Source organism: Rhodanobacter sp. UC4438_H5, assembly GCF_052978405.1.
The window spans coordinates 2982882-3002079 of sequence record NZ_CM129672.1; the positions used below are offsets into that span (position 1 = coordinate 2982882).

Genomic DNA, 19198 nt, shown 5'->3' on the forward strand with positions numbered 1-19198 from the left:
ATGCTGCGTTGCCACAAATGAAAAGCATTCCCTTTTCATTGCCTGACATGACGGCTTCATGCGCCGCAACAATCGCGACGCGAAAAAGCTTCTGGCACGACATCTGCTCTGACTTCGATACCTTTCCACCGACGCGGAGTACGCACCCATGACCAAGCTCGAACAGCAACATCTCGCCGTGCAGGTTCCCTTCAAGCAGCGCTACGGCAATTTCATCGGCGGCCGTTGGATCGAACCGATCAACGGCAAATACTTCGAGAACGTCACACCGATCACCGGTCATCCGTTCTGCGAGATTCCGCGTTCGGACAAGGATGATATCGAGGCCGCGCTCGACGCGGCCCACGCGGCCCGCGAGGCGTGGGGAAAGACTTCGGCCACGGCGCGCGCGCGCATCCTCAACCTGATCGCCGATCGGATGGAACAGAACCTCGATCTGCTCGCCCACGCGGAGACTTGGGACAACGGCAAGCCGATCCGGGAGACCGCCAATGCCGACGTGCCGCTGGCCATCGACCATTTCCGCTACTTCGCCGGTTGCATCCGCGCGCAGGAAGGTTCGCTGGGCGAGATCGATGACGACATGGTGTCGTATCAGTTCCACGAGCCGCTGGGCGTTGTCGGCCAGATCATCCCGTGGAATTTTCCCTTGCTGATGGCATGCTGGAAGTTGGCGCCGGCACTGGCGGCAGGCAATTGCGTGGTGCTGAAGCCGGCCGAACAGACGCCGGTCAGCATTCTGGTCTGGGCCGAGCTTATCGGCGACCTGCTTCCACCGGGCGTGTTGAACATCGTCAATGGCTTCGGTCTGGAGGCGGGCAAACCGCTGGCTTCCAGCCCGCGCATCGCCAAGATTGCTTTCACTGGCGAGACCACCACCGGCCGACTCATCAGCCAATACGCAAGCCAGAATCTGATCCCGGCCACGCTGGAGCTTGGCGGCAAGTCGCCCAATATCTTTTTCGCCGACGTGGCCGACGCCGACGACGATTTCTTCGACAAGGCGATCGAGGGTTTCGTGATGTTCGCCTTCAATCAGGGCGAAGTCTGCACTTGCCCCAGTCGTGCGCTGATCCAGGAGTCGATCTATGACAAGTTCATGGAGCGCGCGCTGAAGCGTGTCGCCGCGATCAAGCAGGGCAATCCACTGGACCCCTCGACCATGCTTGGTGCACAGGCGTCGAGCGAACAGCTGGAGAAAATCATCTCCTATTTCGACATCGGCAAGCAGGAAGGCGCCAAGGTACTGATCGGTGGCGAGCGCAACTCGCTCGAGGGCGAATTCAAGAACGGCTATTACGTGAAGCCGACGGTATTTTTCGGCCACAACAAGATGCGCGTGTTCCAAGAGGAGATCTTCGGCCCGGTGGTGTCCGTCACCACCTTCAAGACCGACGAGGAAGCGCTGGAAATCGCCAACGATACGTTGTACGGACTCGGCGCCGGCGTGTGGACGCGCAACGGTACGCGGGCATATCGCTTTGGTCGCGGCATTCAAGCCGGTCGAGTCTGGACCAACTGCTACCACGCGTATCCGGCGCACGCCACGTTCGGCGGCTACAAGCAGTCGGGCATCGGTCGCGAGAACCACAAGATGATGCTCGACCACTACCAGCAGACCAAGAACCTGCTGGTCAGTTACTCACCGAAAAAGCTGGGCTTTTTCTGATCGGCCAACACGCACGGCCGGGGTGATTCGTTGCCTTGCGCCGTGCGACCGGGCTGGCCGCGGGAAGGTTGTCGCTACCGGATTTGCCGGCACCGGCAAAACAGCAAAGGCCTGATCCACACGACGCGCATTCGTGGCGCGATCAGTCGCTCGGGGGGGGAATCGCCCGTTCGGAAGAAGCAAGACATTCACGCCACAACGGTGGCAACGCAGGGGTCGCGCCACAATTCAACCATGGGGAGCAGGGTATGAAAACATCAGCAACCGACAGGACGGCAGGCAAGCATCGCCTGTCCAGTCTCAAGTCACTTTCCAGCGGCGTGGCCGTGCTGGGTCTGGCCATGTGTCCACTGGCAGCCAACGCCACTTCATTCAGTGGCGACGACTGGACGGTGGACATCGGCGGTTTCGCCAATGCCTACTACACCACGGTGAGCTGCAATGGCGATGCCGTCGGCGGTACCGCCCTGGCGGGCCGCGCGCTGGGTTGCGGCGGGCAGCAGAACCGCACCACGATCGGCAACGGACTGTTGCCGGATGCGCTGACCACCAAATTCAGTACCCAACAGCAAGGCATCGATATCACGGCGCAGGTCAGTCTGATGGCCGCCGTTGCCACCTCCGATGCCCTGTCGGCGAACAGCGGTGTCGATGTGCGACAAGCATTCTTTACTCTTGGCACGCCCGATTTCGGCACGGTCAAGCTGGGCCGCGACTACGGCGTGTTCGGCTCCAACGCGACTCTCTCCGACATGACCCTCATCGGGGTCGGCGCGCCGGTCCAGGCCACCCAGCGCGGTCGTGTGTCGCTGGGTCACATCGGTGCCGGCTATACCTATCTCGGCAACTACGGTCAGATCGTCTACACCACGCCGGGCACCACTGGTTTAAGCTTCACCGGTGGCGTATTCAGCCCAGTCAACAACACTGGTATCTACGACTCACGCTCGGCGCCGCAAGTGCAGTTGCAGGTGTCGTATACCGATGGTGGCTTCAAGGGCTGGATCGGCGCGAAATCGCAACGGTTCTATGCGCCGACCGGTTCCGGCGTGCAGCCCGACAGCTTCACCATGACTGCCGCCGAGATCGGCGCCTCTTACAAAATTGGTCGTTTCGGCCTGCTGGGCAATGTCCAAAGCGGCCACGGTATCGGCATCCTGACCGACGGTGACCAGGGCAATGCCAAGGCCACCAACTACCTGCTGCAGGGCACCTTCCAGCTTACCGACAAGCTCAAGCTGGGCCTCAACGGCGGCATCAGCCGCAACCAGGACGACCTCGCCAGCACGGCGAACTTCAAGTCCAACAGCAACGTGACCGCCGGCGTGTACTACGCGCTGACCAAGAGCGTGACGCTGAGCTTCGAGCTCAGCCAGACCCGCTCGAAAGACTTTGCCGGCAACACCGCGCGCATGAATGGTGCGTCGATTGGCGGCTTTGTCTTCTTCTGATTTGCCTGACCGAACCACAGGAGATTCACATGAAAAATCTGAATAATTTTCGTATCAGCGGACTGTTCGCGGCGATGTTTGTGTTGAGTGGTGCTGCGTTTGCCGCCGACAGCGCGGCGACTGCGGCCGACTACAAGCCGGTGACGAATGCCCGGCTCGTGAATGCGGCGAGCGACAACGGCTGGCTGATGTACCGGCGTGATTACGCCAGCACCGGCTATGCCCCGTTCGAGAACATCAATACCGACAACGTGACCAAGCTCAAGCAGGTCTGGGACTACAAGACCGCGTTCGAGCAGGGGCATGAGTCGCCGGCGATCGTCAATGGAGATTACCTGTTCATCACCACGCCGAAGAATGAGCTGGTGGCATTCCAGGCCAGCACCGGCAAGCAGTTGTGGAAATACCAGCACGATCTGTCCCAGGCCGGCCTGAAGACCGTGTGTTGCGATGTCGTCAATCGCGGCGTGGCGTTGTACGGCGACAACGTCTACATGGCCACGCTGGACAACTACGTGGTGGCGCTGAACGCCAAGACCGGCAAGGTGGTCTGGAAGAAGCAGCTGATACCGGCCGACGTGGGCTACGCGATGACCCTGGCGCCGCTGGTGGTCAAGGGCAAGGTGATCGTCGGCGAGTCCGGTGGCGAGTACGGAGCGCGCGGCTTCATCGAAGCGTTGGACGCGGAAACCGGCAAGCAGGCCTGGAAGACCTACACCGTTCCCGCACCCGATGAACCCGGTGGCAAGACCTGGCCCAAGGGCGCGTACAAGACCGGCGGCGGTGGTGCGTGGTTGACCGGCACCTATGACGCGCAGACCGACACGCTGTTCTGGGGCGTCGGCAATCCGGGCCCGTGGCTGGCCACGTTGCGTCCGGGCGACAACCTGTACACCGACTCGGTGATCGCCATGAATCCGGCCACCGGCAAGATCAAATGGCACTTTCAATACACTCCCAACGACACCTGGGACTATGACGGCACCAACGAAACCGTACTGACCGACATCGACTACAAGGGCAAGTCGTACAAGGCACTGGTCAGCGCCAGCCGCAACGGCTGGTTCTATGCGATCGACCGGACCAATGGCAAATTGATCTACATGGAGAAATTCGCCACGGCGACCTCCGTGAACGGCTCGAAGGACGGCAAAGTCACCACCGATCCGGCGATGCGCCCGACCGTCGACAAGGAAGTGTTCACCTGTCCCAGCTTCCTCGGCGGCAAGAACTGGTGGCCGATCTCGGTTGACCCGAAGACGCGTCTTGCCTACGTGCCGACCATGCATACCTGCATGACGATCAAGGGCACTACAGTCAGCTACAAGGCCGGACTGCCTTTCCTGGGTGAGAGCTTCAAGGTCGTGGCCGATCCGGCATTCAAGGGGCAGTGGGGCGAAGTACAGGCGATCGACGTCAACACTGGCAAGCAGGCGTGGAGTCATCCCTCGGCGTTGCCGTGGAATAGCGGCATGCTCAGCACGGCCGGTGGCCTGGTGTTCTCCGGCAGCGCGGACGGCCACCTGTATGCGTTCGATGCCAAGAGCGGCAAGGTGCTGTGGAAGAGCCCGCAGATGAGTTCGGGTGTCATCGGCGTGCCAAATACGTGGAAGGTGGACGGCAAGCAATACGTGTCGGTCTACGCCGGCTGGGGCGGCGCCACGCCGATCTGGGGCGGCGACATGGCCAAGGATCCTGCAGTGCGGAACATACCGCTGGGCGGTCATTTTTACGTGTTCTCGCTGTAACCGGAGTGCTGGCATGAAGACATATCGTTTCCCTTCCAGGTCCCATCTGTGCCGCATCGGAATGGCCGCCGTACTTATGTACGGCGGCACCGCCGTCGCGGGCGAGCTGTCGGTTTGCATCGACAAAAGCAGCCCTACCGCGTCCATGGACCACCACCTCGCACAGGCCGTGGCCACCCACGAAGGCAACTCCCTGCGCGTTCATGAGTTTGATGGCAGCGGCGGCGACGAGGGCTTTGACCTGAAGGAGTTCAACAAGCTCGCCAAAGACAGTTGCACGTTGGTGCTGGGCTTTCCGATCGATGCCGACGAACATGCCGTACCGTCCGGCCTGCAGGCTACCGAGGCGTACGGTCACACCGGCTTCGTGCTGGTGACGCCGAAGGACAGCAAGGCCACCACGCTCGACCAGTTGCCGAAAAAGACCAGTGTGGCGGTGACCTACCAGACCACGCCGAACCTGTACTTCGCAGATCATCCCGGCCTGCAGGCGGACGTCCATCTGACCAACGACGATTCGATCAAGGCGTTGCAGACACATGCAGCAGGTGCGGCGATGCTGTGGCAACCAACGGTGGTGAATTATCTGTCCAGCCACCACCAGGCGGGTGGTTTCAGTTACCACCCATTGCACGAACCGCATGCGCAATTCGACCTGGTGGCGCTGTACAACAGCAGTCACGCAACTGCGGCGGCAGCATTCGGCCGAGCAATCGTGGCGATGACCGCTTCGGGCGAGCTGGCGCGGCTGCTCACGCCCTATGCCGAGGCGGGAAGGGCGCAGGCCTCGCAGCGCGGTGCGTCAGCATCGGTGCAGCTTTCTCACAAGGTTCAGTCGCTCGATAACGGTCGCGCAACCGCATCGAAGCAGGACGATGCGAGCCACCCTCCGGCGTTGTTTACCGAGACCCAGGCGGCGAGCGGCAAGCAGAAGTTCGAGGATCACTGCGCGTTCTGTCACGGGTCAACCCTGGCCGGTCGCGCCGGACCCGCACTCAAGGGACCGCACTTTGCTCCGGCCAAGGCTGACTTCCATGTCGGTGACATCTTCGGCATCGTTTCGAAAAACATGCCAGCTACCGAACCGGGCAGCCTGGCGCACGAGGATTATGTGGAGATCATGGCCTTTATCCTCCAGCAGAACGGCTACCCGGCCGGCAGCGATGCACTGACTTTCGAGGAGGCGACGGAGTCCAGGGTGCGGTTGATCTACCACGGCGAATGAATCGGCACCGCCGGCAGGCGAAGCTGATGTCGCGCACCAGCCATGCGCCCGTTGGCGCAGGATTTTCCAGAGTCTACGGGAGTGCCACGTGAATCAGCCAGGACGGTCACCGCCGCGACAGCGCGCGGCAATCCGCGGGCTTCATCTTCATCCGCTTGTCCTGGTTCATGCGGGGTGTGCGCTGCAACCAGTCATGGCGAAAGAAGCGGATTTTACCGCTACGGCTGCCGTGACCAATCTGCAGGCTGTAGAGGTCGATGCCAGTCGACTGGATCTTGCGCCGTTTGATGTTCCTGCCGCACTCAGCGGCACGGTGATCGTCAACGACGGCAATGCCCGCTATTTCGGACCCGGACCGGACCGCCGCCTCGTGCTAGGGGCTCGGTTGACGTTTCAGCTTGCCACAATGCAGGAGAACAAGATGTCGGATACCACGGTTGCAGTTGCCAAAGTGCTCGCCACGCCGGCTGCTGAGGAGTTGATCGAACGATTGCGCACACGCCACGGACCGCTGCTGTTCCACCAGTCTGGCGGCTGCTGCGATGGCTCCTCGCCAATGTGCTTTGCGCAGGACGATTTCATCGTGGGCGATCGCGACGTCAAGCTCGGGGAGATCGCCGGCGTAGCGTTCTACATGAATCCCGCGCAATACGAATACTGGAAGCACACGCAATTGATCATCGACGTGGTCGAAGGGCGTGGCGGCATGTTTTCGCTGGAAAACGGCGAAGGTGTCCGCTTTCTCACTCGTTCGCGGCTGTTCACCGACGACGAGATCAAGCAGCTGACTCGCGAAGGACGCTTCTGAGCAAGGCGCCTGATCAGCGGCGCCGGGCTATCGGGATGTTGGGATGTTGGCTTGTCCCTCATGGCAACATCGTGCCGTCAACATCACGCCATGAACGGTCGCCACTACCATGCAATGCAGTGACGGTTGCCGAGCATCAAACGAACTGGCGACCACCCCGGATCTTCCCGGCAACACTGAAGAATGGAAAGGAATGTGCTTGATGGCAGCTCACAAGAAATCGCGGCGCTTTCGCGGACTCGGCCCACTATCGATCGCACTGGCGCTGATCGTCGCGAGCAGCTCCGTATTCGCACAAGAAAGCAGCCGCGAGACCAACCCCCAGAACGTCACCGAACTTGACCTGATCAGGGTGGTCGGCGTGACACCTGTCACCGGCACCGACATTGATCCCGGCAAGCTGCCGTATTACGTGCAGTCGACCAACGACGACCAGATGGATCGCGCGCAAGTACTCGACCTTACCGACTTCACCAACCGTCGTTTTGTCGGTGTAACGACGAACGGCGCGCAGAACAACCCGCTGCAGGCGGATGTCCAGTTCCGCGGGTTCACCGCGACGCCGCTGCTTGGTGGCTCCGAGGGCATGTCGGTCTACCTCGATGGGGTGCGCGTCAATGAAGTGTTTGGCGATACGGTCAATTGGGACCTGATCCCGACTGGCGCCATTGAGCGAATGAGCCTGCTTGCCGGCGCCAACCCGGTGTTCGGCCTGAACACGCTTGGGGGTGCGATCTCGATCCAGACCAAGACGGGCTTCAGCGACCCAGGTACGCGCCTCTCCTTCTACGGTGGATCATTCGGGCGCACCAACGCCACCTTCGAGACCGCCGGCAACTCCGGCCGCTGGGGCTGGTACCTGATGGGCAATCGCTTCGACGAGGACGGTTGGCGCGACCAGTCACCCTCAAACGCTCGCAACTTTTACGGCACCCTGTCCTGGCGTAGCGAAGCCGCTACGTTCGACTTGCACCTTGGCCACGCGAAAACCGACCTGGTCGGTAACGGCAGCGCGCCGGTCGAGCTGCTCGCCGAACGCTGGAGAGGCATCTTCACGGCGCCGGACAACACCAGCAACGATATGGGTCTCATCAGCGGCCAGGGAACCGTTGATATCAACGACGCCACGAAGCTCTCGTTCACCGTGTTCCACCGCAAAGTCAAAACGCTGTCGTACAACGGCGATGCCAGCGATTTCGACGAGTGCGACGACGACGATGACATCCTTTGTGACGAGGACCACGACGACGCACCGATCATCGACCAGAACGGCAATACTGTTTCCTCCGACTTCGACGCGATCAACAATATCGGCCACCGGAACCAGACGAGCGACGGTGGTACCGTGCAGCTCGCATTCAACCAGCCACTCGGCCCTTTGGAGAACCAGTTTGTGGCGGGCCTGGATTACATGAACGGCCGCCTCGACTACAACTCGGCCCTGGAAATGGCAGTCCTGCAGCCAAACCGGGTGACGTCGTCCGATTCAGGCATCCTGATTCCGGCAGGCGCACTGAGCGTCAATAGCCACACGCGCACGATCAGCCTGTACCTCACCGATACCTTGTCGATCACCGACCGCCTCGCACTGACGGTGTCGGCGCGAGGCAACCGGACACGCACCACGATCAACGATCCGACCGGTATCAATCCCGCGCTGGACGGCAAGCACCGTTTTTCGCGCGTCAATCCGGCGGCCGGACTCACCTGGCAATGGACTGACGCGGTGAACGTTTACGGCGGCTACAGCGAATCCACGCGCGCACCCACGTCGGTCGAACTAACCTGCGCGGACGAGGATGCCCCCTGCAAGCTGCCCAACCAGTTTCTGTCCGATCCGCCGTTAAGACAGGTCGTCGCCAAGAGCTGGGAAGCGGGCTTGCGCGGCAGGTTCGCCGGCGGCAACAACCTTGGCCACTGGCATGTGGGTCTGTTTCGCACTATCAACACCGATGACATCCTGTTTCAGGCCACCGGTGGAACGAAGTCCAACGAGGGCTTCTTTGCCAATGTCGGGGACACGCGTCGGCAGGGCCTCGAGGCCAGCATCGCCGGCACCGCATGGGACCGGCGTCTGCACTGGTACGCAAACTACAGTTGGCTTGATGCGACCTATCGGACCAGCTTCTTCGAGAAGAGCGCCAACCACCCTGACGCCGATGAAGATGATGAGATATTCGTGCGCAAGGGTGACCGCATTCCCAGCCTGGTGCGCAACAGCTTCAAACTTGGCGCCGATTTTTCGATTACACCGAAGTTGACCATGGGTGGCGAAATCATCGCGAACTCCGGCCAGTACCTGCGCAGTGACGAAGCCAATCTGCTCGCGCAGACCGGCGGATATGTGGTGGTGAACCTGCGAGCCAATTACGACGTGACTGCACACTTCAGTTTATTCGCACGTATCGACAATCTGTTCGACCGCCACTACGTCACGTTCGGAACACTTGGTGAACCCGACGAAATCATGCCGGAATTTGACGACCCGCGCTTCTATGGCCCGGGCGAGATTCGCGGTGTTTGGGTTGGCTTCAAGGTTTCGCTATAGCTTCGTTTCCATTGGACGGGTAACAATAATGCTTGATCAATTTGAAAATCCCGATAGGCGCTTGATGAACGGCGCGGCCAGGGGCCTTGCTCCACGCGCATTCATTTGGCGCAGTCTCTCGGAAGCGTTGGTGCTTGTCTCGTTGGTCCTGCCTGCGGCTCATGCGGAGGATGTGCAGACCAATACCGCACGGACAACATCGTCTACGACGACGCTACCCGTGGTCGTGGTGACCGCGACCCGCATTCCACAGCCCGACCTCGACGTGCCCGCCGCTGTTGGCGTCGTCACGCAAGACAAGATCGCCGATGGCGCTCCGGCATCCGCACTTTCCCAGTCACTTGCGCGGATACCCGGGATTGTCGCGCAGAATCGCCAGAGCTACGCGCAGGATTCGCAGATTTCCATTCGTGGTTTTGGTTCACGCGCCTCCTTTGGCGTGCGCGGCATCCGCCTGCTGGTGGACGGCATTCCGGTGTCCGGGCCGGACGGGCAGGGCCAGACCGATCCCTTCGACCTTGCTACCGCGGAGCATATCGAGGTGTTGCGCGGGCCGTTTTCGGCCCTGTACGGCAATGCCGCCGGGGGCGTGATCCAGATATTCACCAAGGACGGCCCGGAGCAGCCGACGGTCGGGGCTTCCACGCTATTCGGCAGCTATGGCACCCGCATCCAGCGGCTGGATGCGGGTGGCACGGTCGGCAACTTCAACTATGTCGTGGATGGCACGCATTTCGAAACCGACGGTTTTCGTCAACACAGCAAGGCCGAGCGCGACAATCTGCGCGCAAAGTTCCGCTACGACATCAGCAAGGACGCTTCGCTGACGCTGCTGCTCAACGGCGAGAACCAGCCCTTCGCCGAGGATCCTTCGAGCCTGACCAAGCAACAGGCACGGGAAGACCCAAGCTTCGCGGTGCCAGGCGTGTTCAAGTTCGGCGCGGGTGAAAGCCATCGTGACCGCCAGCTTGGCGCTGTATACGAACAGCAAATCGGCCAGAGCGATCATCTGCATGTGATGGGCTACGGTGGTTCCCGGCGCGTGGTCCAGTTCCTTCCTTTCCGCGGCGATTCCACCAATGGCGGCGGCGCGGTGGTCGACCTGAAAAACAGGTCCAGGGGCGGCGGTGTCCGCTGGGTGCACAGTTTTCCGCTCACCTCGACATCGCTCGACCTGATTACGGGTATCGAGTACGACCACCTGCGCGAGCTGCGCAAGGGCTGGGTCAATGATGCAGGCGTGGAAGGGGAGCTGCGTCGCAACGAGAGGGATTTTTCCAGTCAGGCCGGGGAATACGCCCAGCTCGAATGGAAGCCCGATCGTTGGGTCATCGTCGCTGGCCTGCGTCATTCGAACGTCAAGTTCGGAAGCGACGATCACTACATAACGCCCGAAGATCCCGACGACAGTGGCAGGCGGAATTTTTCGAGTACCAATCCGGTTGCAGGCGTGCTCTACAAAATCAATCCGCATCTGAACGTCTACGCGAATTACGGCCAGGGCTTCGAAACCCCGACGCTCTCCGAGTTCGCCTATCGGCCCGACGGTCGGGCCGGCTTTAATCAAGCCTTGCAGCCAAGCAAGAGTCGCGACTATGAGACAGGGCTAAAGGGGAGCTGGGCTGCGACAAAATTCGACTTGGCACTTTTCAACATATCGACCACAAACGATATTGTCGTTGGCGCATCCAATGACGGTCGCGACAGTTTCACCAATGCCGGAAGCACGAAGCGACACGGGCTGGAACTGAGCATTCAGCAGGCCTTTTCCGGCGGCTTCAGTGGTTACCTGGCCTATAGTTACCTGCACGCGACTTTCGATGGCGGAGCGCTCGACGGCCATCGAATGCCAGGCGTGCCGCGCCAGATGGTGTACGGCGAGTGGGACTGGCAGTACCGCCCGCTTGGATTTTCCACCTCGCTAAGCGCGCAGTGGCGTGATCGCGTTTATGTCGACAACAAAAACACGGACTTCGCCGGTAGCTACGTCGTGGTCGATTATCATCTGGCGTTCAGGCAAAACGCGGGCGGCTGGCAGGTCAGCGAGTTTGCAGGTATCAACAACCTTTTCGATCGCAACTACGTCGGTGCCGTTGTCGTCAACTCCGGCAACGGTCGCTTCTTCCAGTCCGCACCGGGCCGCAATTTCATGCTCGGCTTGAGTGCAAGTTACAAATTCTGATTTGCCCGATTACATACGATGTTCGCGGATGTCGCGACGGAGCGGGCATCCCTGCATGGAGGCTCTTTCGCGTTTGGCGTGGTTGATCTTCACGCCGCAACCTGTCGAATCGCTTGCGTCCATGGGTTCTTCGGCAGGTGTTGGAGGTTGGAGCACATCAGGTAGCTGACGATGGTCATGCGATGGTCGGTGGCGTAGTCTCTGGCGCGAGCCTTGGCCGCCTGGATGCGCCATTGATCCCTTTGTGCAGAAACATTTTCTGATGGGCCTGACCATTATTTATGCTTCTAGACAACAGAGGACCATGCCATGCCGAAATACGTGATCGAACGTGATATTCCTGGTGCCGGGAAGTTGTCGCCCCAGGAACTAAAGGCCATTTCGCAGAAGTCTTGCGGTGTACTGAGCAATATCGGGCCACAGATTCAATGGCTCCAAAGCTACGTGACCGGCGACAAGATCTATTGCGTATACATCGCTCCGGATGAGGAAATGGTTCGGAAACACGCCGAGGAAGGGGGCTTTCCTGCGAATCGTGTGTCCGAAGTTGCCTCAATCATTGATCCAACAACGGCTGAGTAGCACCATCCGGCGGCGCCGCTGACAACGGCAGCCCCCTTTTTAATGCCGACAGCCGGCGCGATCCGGGAGCGGGCAGGATCAAACGCGCCTATCTTTATTTGTGTAGCGAAGTACCGACTCCCAGTCGTATTACGATCAGGCTAACTCAAGGACCGCACACAGCGCGGCATCGATGGCTGTCGCAGGTTGCCTGAATCACTCCCATCCAGTCCAGCAGGAGAAAATCCATGTCCAGCACCTATCCGGTCGACCCCGAGTTTGCAGCGTCTGCGCGCACCAACCACGACGACTACACACACATGTATGCCGAATCCGTGAGAGATCCGCAGGCATTCTGGGCAGGTATCGCCAAGCGCCTGGACTGGACCAGACCGCCGACGAAGATCAAGAACGTCTCGTTCGATCCGAAGGACCTGCACATCCGCTGGTACGAGGACGGCGAGCTCAACGTGAGCGCGAATTGCCTCGACCGCCAGCTGGAGAAGCGCGGCGACAAGGTGGCGATCATCTTCGAGGGCGACGATCCGGCCAACTCGCGCCGGATCACCTATCGCGAGCTGCACGCCGAAGTGTGCAGGTTCTCCAACACGCTGAAGCACCTGGGCGTGGTCAAGGGCGATCGCGTGGCCATCTATCTGCCGATGATTCCCGAGGCCGCGGTCGCCATGCTGGCCTGCGCTCGGCTCGGCGCGATCCACTCGGTGGTGTTCGGCGGTTTCTCGCCCGATTCGCTGGCCGGCCGCATCGCCGACTCGCAGGCCAAGGTGGTGATCACCGCCGACGAGGGCTTGCGCGCAAGCAAGCACATTCCGCTGAAGGTCAACGTGGATGCCGCGCTGGAGCGGCCGAACACGAACAGCGTGGAAACCGTGATCGTGGTGCGTCACACCGGCGCCGCAGTGAACATGCAGTCGCCGCGCGACCGCTATTATCACACGCTGATGGAAGGCCAGTCGGCCGATTGCCCGGCCACCCCGGTCGAGGCCGAACATCCGCTGTTCGTGCTGTACACCTCCGGTTCCACCGGCAAGCCGAAAGGGGTGCAACACAGCACCGGCGGCTACCTGGTGTTCATCAGCTACACCCACGAGCAGGTGTTCGACCTGCGCGAGGACGACGTCTACTGGTGCACCGCCGACGTGGGCTGGGTCACCGGCCACAGCTACGTGGTGTACGGCCCGCTCTGCAACGGCGCCACCACGGTGATGTTCGAGGGCGTGCCCAACTATCCCGATTACAGCCGTTTCTGGCAGGTGGTCGACAAGCACCAGGTCAGCATCTTCTACACCGCGCCCACCGCGATCCGCGCGCTGATGCGCGAAGGCGAGGAGCCGGTGAAACGCACCTCCCGCGCCAGCCTGCGACTGCTCGGCTCGGTCGGCGAACCGATCAATCCGGAAGCCTGGGAGTGGTATCACCGCGTGGTCGGCGAGGAGCGCTGCCCGATCGTGGACACGTGGTGGCAGACCGAAACCGGCGGCATCATGATTTCGCCGTTGCCCGGCGCCATCGGTACCAAGCCCGGTTCGGCCACGCTGCCGTTCTTCGGCATCAAGCCGGCGATCGTCGACGCCGACGGCGCGGTGCAGGAGGGCGTCGCCGAGGGCAACCTGTTGATCACCGATTCCTGGCCCGGCCAGGTACGCACGATCTACGGCGACCACAAGCGTTTCATCGAAACCTATTTCAGCGCCTACCCCGGCAACTACTTCACCGGCGATGGCGCCCGTCGCGACGAGGACGGCTATTACTGGATCACCGGTCGCGTGGATGACGTGATCAACGTCTCCGGTCACCGCCTGGGCACGGCCGAGGTGGAAAGCGCCCTGGTGGCGCACCCCAAGGTCGCCGAAGCTGCGGTGGTCGGCTGCCCGCACGACATCAAGGGGCAAGGCATCTACGCCTACGTCACCCTGGTCGCCGGCGAGACCGGCAGCGACGAGCTGCGCAAGGAGCTGATCGCCTGGGTGCGCAAGGAGATCGGCCCGATTGCCACGCCGGACTACCTGCAATGGGCGCCCGGCCTGCCGAAGACCCGCTCGGGCAAGATCATGCGCCGCATCCTGCGCAAGATCGGCGAGAACCGCCCCGACCAGCTCGGCGACATCACCACGCTGGCTGACCCGGGCGTGGTACAGAACCTGGTCGACGAACGTTTGATCAAATAATCTGGATCGGATCGTCCGGCCATGGATTCGGCCATATATACGTCCATTTGATTTTGCTTGCTTATTTTTGTTGCAACGCACTATAGTCGAGACTCCCCCCTTGTTTCGGGAGCCCAGACCATGGACCAGCCACGCGCGCAGGGTTTGTACGACCCAAGGCACGAGCACGACGCCTGCGGCGTGGGCTTCGTGGCGCATATCAAGGGGCGCAAGAGTCACCAGATCATCGAACAGGGGCTGCTGATCCTGCGCAACCTCGATCATCGTGGCGCGGTTGGTGCCGACCCGCTGATGGGCGACGGCGCCGGCATCCTGATCCAGCTCCCCGACCAGCTCTACCGCGAGGAAATGGCGCTGCAGGGCATCCAGCTGCCGCCGCCGGGCGAATACGGCGTGGGCATGATCTTCCTGCCCAAGGAGCACGCCTCGCGCCGCGCGTGCGAACAGGAGCTGGAACGTACCGTGCGCGCCGAAGGCCAGGTGGTGCTGGGCTGGCGCGACGTGCGCGTGGACAGCGACATGCCGATGTCGCCCGCGGTGAAGGCGCGCGAGCCGGTGATTCGCCAGCTGTTCATCGGCCGCGGCGCGGACATCATGGTGCCCGATTCGCTGGAGCGTAAGCTCTACGTGATCCGCAAGACTTCCAGCCACGCGATCCGCGCGCTGAACCTCAAGCACGGCCGCGAATACTTCGTGCCTTCGATGTCCACCCGCACCGTGGTCTACAAGGGCCTGCTGCTGGCCGACCAGGTCGGCACCTACTATCCGGACCTCACCGACCCGCGTGCGGTGTCGGCGCTGGCGCTGGTGCACCAGCGCTTCTCCACCAATACCTTCCCGGCGTGGGAGCTGGCGCATCCGTATCGCATGGTCGCGCACAACGGCGAGATCAACACGGTCAAGGGCAACGTCAACTGGTTGAACGCGCGCACCGGCGCGATCTCCTCGCCGGTGCTCGGCGACGACCTGGCCAAGCTGTGGCCACTGATCTATCCCGGCCAGTCCGACACCGCCTCGTTCGACAACTGTCTCGAACTGCTGACGATGGCCGGCTACCCGCTGTCGCACGCGATGATGATGATGATTCCCGAGGCGTGGGAACGTCACACCCTGATGGACGACAACCGCCGCGCGTTTTACGAATACCACGCGGCCATGATGGAGCCCTGGGACGGTCCGGCCGCGATCGCGTTCACCGACGGTCGCCAGGTGGGCGCCACACTGGATCGCAATGGCCTGCGTCCGGCGCGCTACATCATCACCGACGACGACCTGGTGATCCTCGCCTCCGAGGCCGGCGTGCTCGCCGTGCCCGAGCCGCGCATCGTGAAGAAGTGGCGGCTGCAGCCCGGCCGCATGCTGCTGATCGACATGGAAGCGGGGCGCATCATCGACGACAAGGAGGTGAAGGACCAGCTGGCCAATGCGCGGCCGTACAAGCAGTGGATCGAGCACATCCGCATCCGCCTGGACGACCTGCCGGTCGGCCACGTCGAGCCGCCCGCGGGCGAGCAGCTGGTGCAACGCCAGCGCATGTTCGGCTACACGCTGGAAGACCTCAAATTCCAGCTGCTGCCGATGGCGCACGACGGCCAGGAGGCGATCGGCTCGATGGGCAACGACGCGGCGCTGGCGGTGCTGTCCGAGCAGAACAAGTCGCTGTACCAGTACTTCCGCCAGCTGTTCGCCCAGGTCACCAACCCGGCGATCGACCCGATCCGCGAGCAGCTGGTGATGTCGCTGGTCTCCTTCATCGGGCCGAAACCCAACCTGCTGGACATCAACAACGTCAACCCGCCGCTGCGACTGGAAGTCGCCCAGCCGATCCTCGACTTCGCCGACATGGCGAAGATCCGCAAGATCGGCCGCTACTCCAAGGGCAAGTTCCGCAGCTTCGAGCTGGACATCACCTATCCGGCGGCGTGGGGCAAGCAGGGCATCGAGGCGCGGCTGGCCTCGCTGTGTGCACAGGCCATCGACGCGATCGGCCAGGGCCACAACATCCTGATCGTGTCGGATCGCCACGCGGGCCGCGAGCGCGTGGCGATCCCGGCGCTGCTGGCCACCTCGGCGGTCCACCAGCACCTGGTCAACCGCGGCCTGCGCACCAGCGCCGGCCTGGTGGTGGAGACCGGCTCGGCGCGCGAGGTGCACCACTTCGCCCTGCTCGCCGGCTACGGCGCCGAGGCGATCCACCCGTACCTGGCGATGGAGACGCTGGCCCGCCACGTCGCCGTCAGCGGCGCGATCACCGCGGAACAGGCGATCGCGCACTACATCAAGGCGATCGGCAAGGGCCTGCAGAAGGTGCTGTCCAAGATGGGCATCTCCACCTACATGTCCTACACCGGCGCGCAGATTTTCGAAGCGGTGGGGCTGAACAGCGAACTGGTGGAAACGTACTTCAGCGGCACCGCCAGCACGATCGAGGGCATCGGCCTGTTCGAGCTGGCCGCCGAGGCGCTGCGCCAGCACGAGGCGGCGTGGGCCGACGACGCAGGTCAGGCACTCGATGGCGGCGGCGAATACGCCTGGCGAGCCGATGGCGAAGCCCATCTGTGGACGCCCGATTCCATCGCCAAGCTGCAGCACGCCACCCGCGCCAACAGTGCGACGACCTATGCGGAATATGCGCGGCTGATCAACGACCAGACGCGCCGCCAGCTGACCTTGCGCGGGCTGTTCGAATTCCGCATCGATCCGGCGGCCGCGATCGCGCTGGACGAGGTGGAGCCGGCGGCGGAGATCGTCAAGCGCTTCGCCACCGGCGCGATGTCGCTGGGTTCGATTTCCACCGAGGCGCACGCCACGCTGGCGGTGGCGATGAACCGCATCGGCGGCAAGTCCAACACCGGCGAAGGCGGCGAAGACGAGGCGCGCTACCGCGACGAGGCGCGCGGCATCGCCATCGGCGAGGGCGCAACGCTGGGCAGCATCCTCGGCGCCGATCGCATCGAGAGCGACCTCGCCCTCGAACCCGGCGATTCACTGCGCTCGCGCATCAAGCAGGTGGCCTCGGGCCGCTTCGGCGTCACCGCGGCGTACCTGGTCTCGGCCGACCAGATCCAGATCAAGATCTCGCAAGGCGCCAAGCCGGGCGAGGGTGGCCAGTTGCCGGGCCACAAGGTGTCCGACTACATCGCGCAACTTCGCTTCTCGGTGCCCGGCGTGGGCCTGATCTCGCCGCCACCGCACCACGACATCTACTCGATCGAGGACCTGGCCCAGCTGATCCACGACCTCAAGAGCTGCAACCCGCAGGCGTCGATCTCGGTGAAGCTGGTGTCCGAGGTCGGCGTGGGCACGGTCGCGGCGGGCGTGGCCAAGTGCAAGGCCGACCACGTGGTGATCGCCGGCCACGACGGTGGTACCGGCGCCTCGCCGTGGTCATCCATCAAGCACGCCGGCACGCCGTGGGAACTGGGCCTGGCCGAGACCCAGCAGACGCTGGTGCTGAACCGACTGCGCGGGCGCATCCGGGTGCAGGCGGACGGCCAGATGAAGACCGGCCGCGACGTGGTGGTCGCCGCCCTGCTCGGCGCCGACGAGTTCGGTTTCGCCACCGCGCCGCTGGTGGTGGAAGGCTGCATCATGATGCGCAAATGCCACTTGAACACCTGTCCGGTCGGCGTGGCCACGCAGGACCCGGTGCTGCGCCGCAAGTTCGCCGGCAAGCCCGAGCACGTGGTGAACTTCTTCTTCTTCGTGGCGGAGGAAGCGCGCGCGATCATGGCGCAGCTCGGCATCCGCCGCTTCGATGAACTGGTCGGGCGCGCGGACCTGCTCGACGTGCGCCAAGGCATCGCGCACTGGAAGGCGCGCGGGCTCGACTTCAGCCGCGTGTTCCACCGCCCGGCGGTGTCCGCCGACGTGGCCTGGCGCCACGTCGACGAGCAGGACCACGGCCTCGCGCGCGCGCTGGACCACGCGCTGATCGACAAGGCGCGCGCCGCGCTGGAGCAGGGCGAGCGCTGCAGCTTCATCGTGGCGATCCGCAATACGGATCGTTCGGTCGGCGCGATGCTGTCGGGCGCGCTGGCGCGGCGGCACGGTCACGCCGGCCTGCCGGAGGACAGCATCCACGTGCAACTCGATGGCGTGGCCGGGCAGAGTTTCGGCGCGTTCCTGGCGCGCGGCATCACCTTCGACCTGGTCGGCGAGGCGAACGACTACGTGGGCAAGGGGCTGTCCGGCGGCCGCATCATCGTGCGTTCGCCGAACGATTTCCACGGCTTCGGGCCCGAACACATCATCGCCGGCAACACGGTGCTGTACGGCGCCACCGGCGGCGAGGCGTTCTTCAACGGCGTCGCCGGCGAGCGCTTCGCCGTGCGCAACTCCGGTGCCACCGCGGTGGTGGAAGGCGTCGGCGACCACGGCTGCGAATACATGACCGGCGGCACCGTGGTGGTGCTGGGCGAAACCGGGCGCAACTTCGCCGCCGGCATGTCCGGTGGCGTGGCCTATCTGTACGACCCGGACGTGCAGTTCCAGGCGCGCTGCAATCTCGCGATGGTGGCGCTCGAGCCGCTGCTCTCCACGGTCGAGCAGGAACTGCGCGTGCCGCGCGAACTCTGGCACGCGCCGGTGCGCGGAGCCCCCGGCGAGACCGACGAGGCGATCCTGCGGCGTCTGCTGGAAAGCCATTTCCGCGCCACCGGCAGCTTCCGCGCCAAGGCGATCCTGCACGACTGGATCAACGCGCGCACGCACTTCGTCAAGGTGATGCCGCACGAGTACCGGCGCGCACTGGGCGAAGCCGGCCGGGCAGCGACAGCGCCCGGCACACGAGCCATCACGGCCTGAGCGGCCCGGGG

At 62.8% G+C, this 19198-nt stretch carries 10 protein-coding genes; all 10 read left to right on the forward strand.

All coding sequences use genetic code 11. The features are described from left to right. Positions 1-148 precede the first annotated feature (148 nt). Positions 149-1669 (forward strand): aldehyde dehydrogenase, encoded by a 1521-nt coding sequence (adh, locus tag ACVCL9_RS13745; RefSeq protein WP_447097709.1) that lies wholly within the window; start codon positions 149-151, stop codon positions 1667-1669. 248 nt (positions 1670-1917) lie between these two features. Further along, entirely contained in the window at positions 1918-3120 is a 1203-nt protein-coding gene (locus tag ACVCL9_RS13750; protein ID WP_447097708.1) for a porin, read from the forward strand. 29 nt (positions 3121-3149) lie between these two features. Next, the gene (locus ACVCL9_RS13755) at positions 3150-4868 is read left to right on the forward strand and encodes a methanol/ethanol family PQQ-dependent dehydrogenase (protein WP_447097707.1); all 1719 of its coding nucleotides are present in this window, start codon (positions 3150-3152) and stop codon (positions 4866-4868) included. Positions 4869-4881: 13 nt separating this feature from the next. Beyond that, positions 4882-6093, forward strand: a complete 1212-nt coding sequence (locus tag ACVCL9_RS13760) for a c-type cytochrome (protein WP_447097706.1) — start codon at positions 4882-4884, stop codon at positions 6091-6093. 421 nt (positions 6094-6514) lie between these two features. Beyond that, positions 6515-6901 carry a DUF779 domain-containing protein gene (locus tag ACVCL9_RS13765; RefSeq protein WP_447099504.1) on the forward strand — a complete coding sequence of 129 codons (387 nt, stop codon included), beginning with the start codon at positions 6515-6517 and terminating at the stop codon, positions 6899-6901. A 202-nt stretch (positions 6902-7103) separates the two neighbouring features. Further along, positions 7104-9449 carry a TonB-dependent receptor gene (locus tag ACVCL9_RS13770; RefSeq protein WP_447097705.1) on the forward strand — a complete coding sequence of 782 codons (2346 nt, stop codon included), beginning with the start codon at positions 7104-7106 and terminating at the stop codon, positions 9447-9449. Between the two features lie 28 nt (positions 9450-9477). Beyond that, complete coding sequence (locus ACVCL9_RS13775; RefSeq protein ID WP_447097704.1) at positions 9478-11631, forward strand: TonB-dependent receptor family protein; 2154 nt, start codon at positions 9478-9480, stop codon at positions 11629-11631. 309 nt (positions 11632-11940) lie between these two features. Beyond that, positions 11941-12213 (forward strand): DUF4242 domain-containing protein, encoded by a 273-nt coding sequence (locus tag ACVCL9_RS13780; RefSeq protein ID WP_447097703.1) that lies wholly within the window; start codon positions 11941-11943, stop codon positions 12211-12213. Between the two features lie 227 nt (positions 12214-12440). Then, on the forward strand, positions 12441-14381 hold the full coding sequence (acs, locus tag ACVCL9_RS13785; protein ID WP_447097702.1) for an acetate--CoA ligase: 1941 nt from the start codon (positions 12441-12443) through the stop codon (positions 14379-14381). Between the two features lie 120 nt (positions 14382-14501). Further along, a complete protein-coding gene (locus ACVCL9_RS13790; RefSeq protein ID WP_447097701.1) occupies positions 14502-19187 on the forward strand; it encodes a glutamate synthase-related protein in 4686 nt (1561 codons plus the stop codon). Positions 19188-19198: the final 11 nt, after the last annotated feature.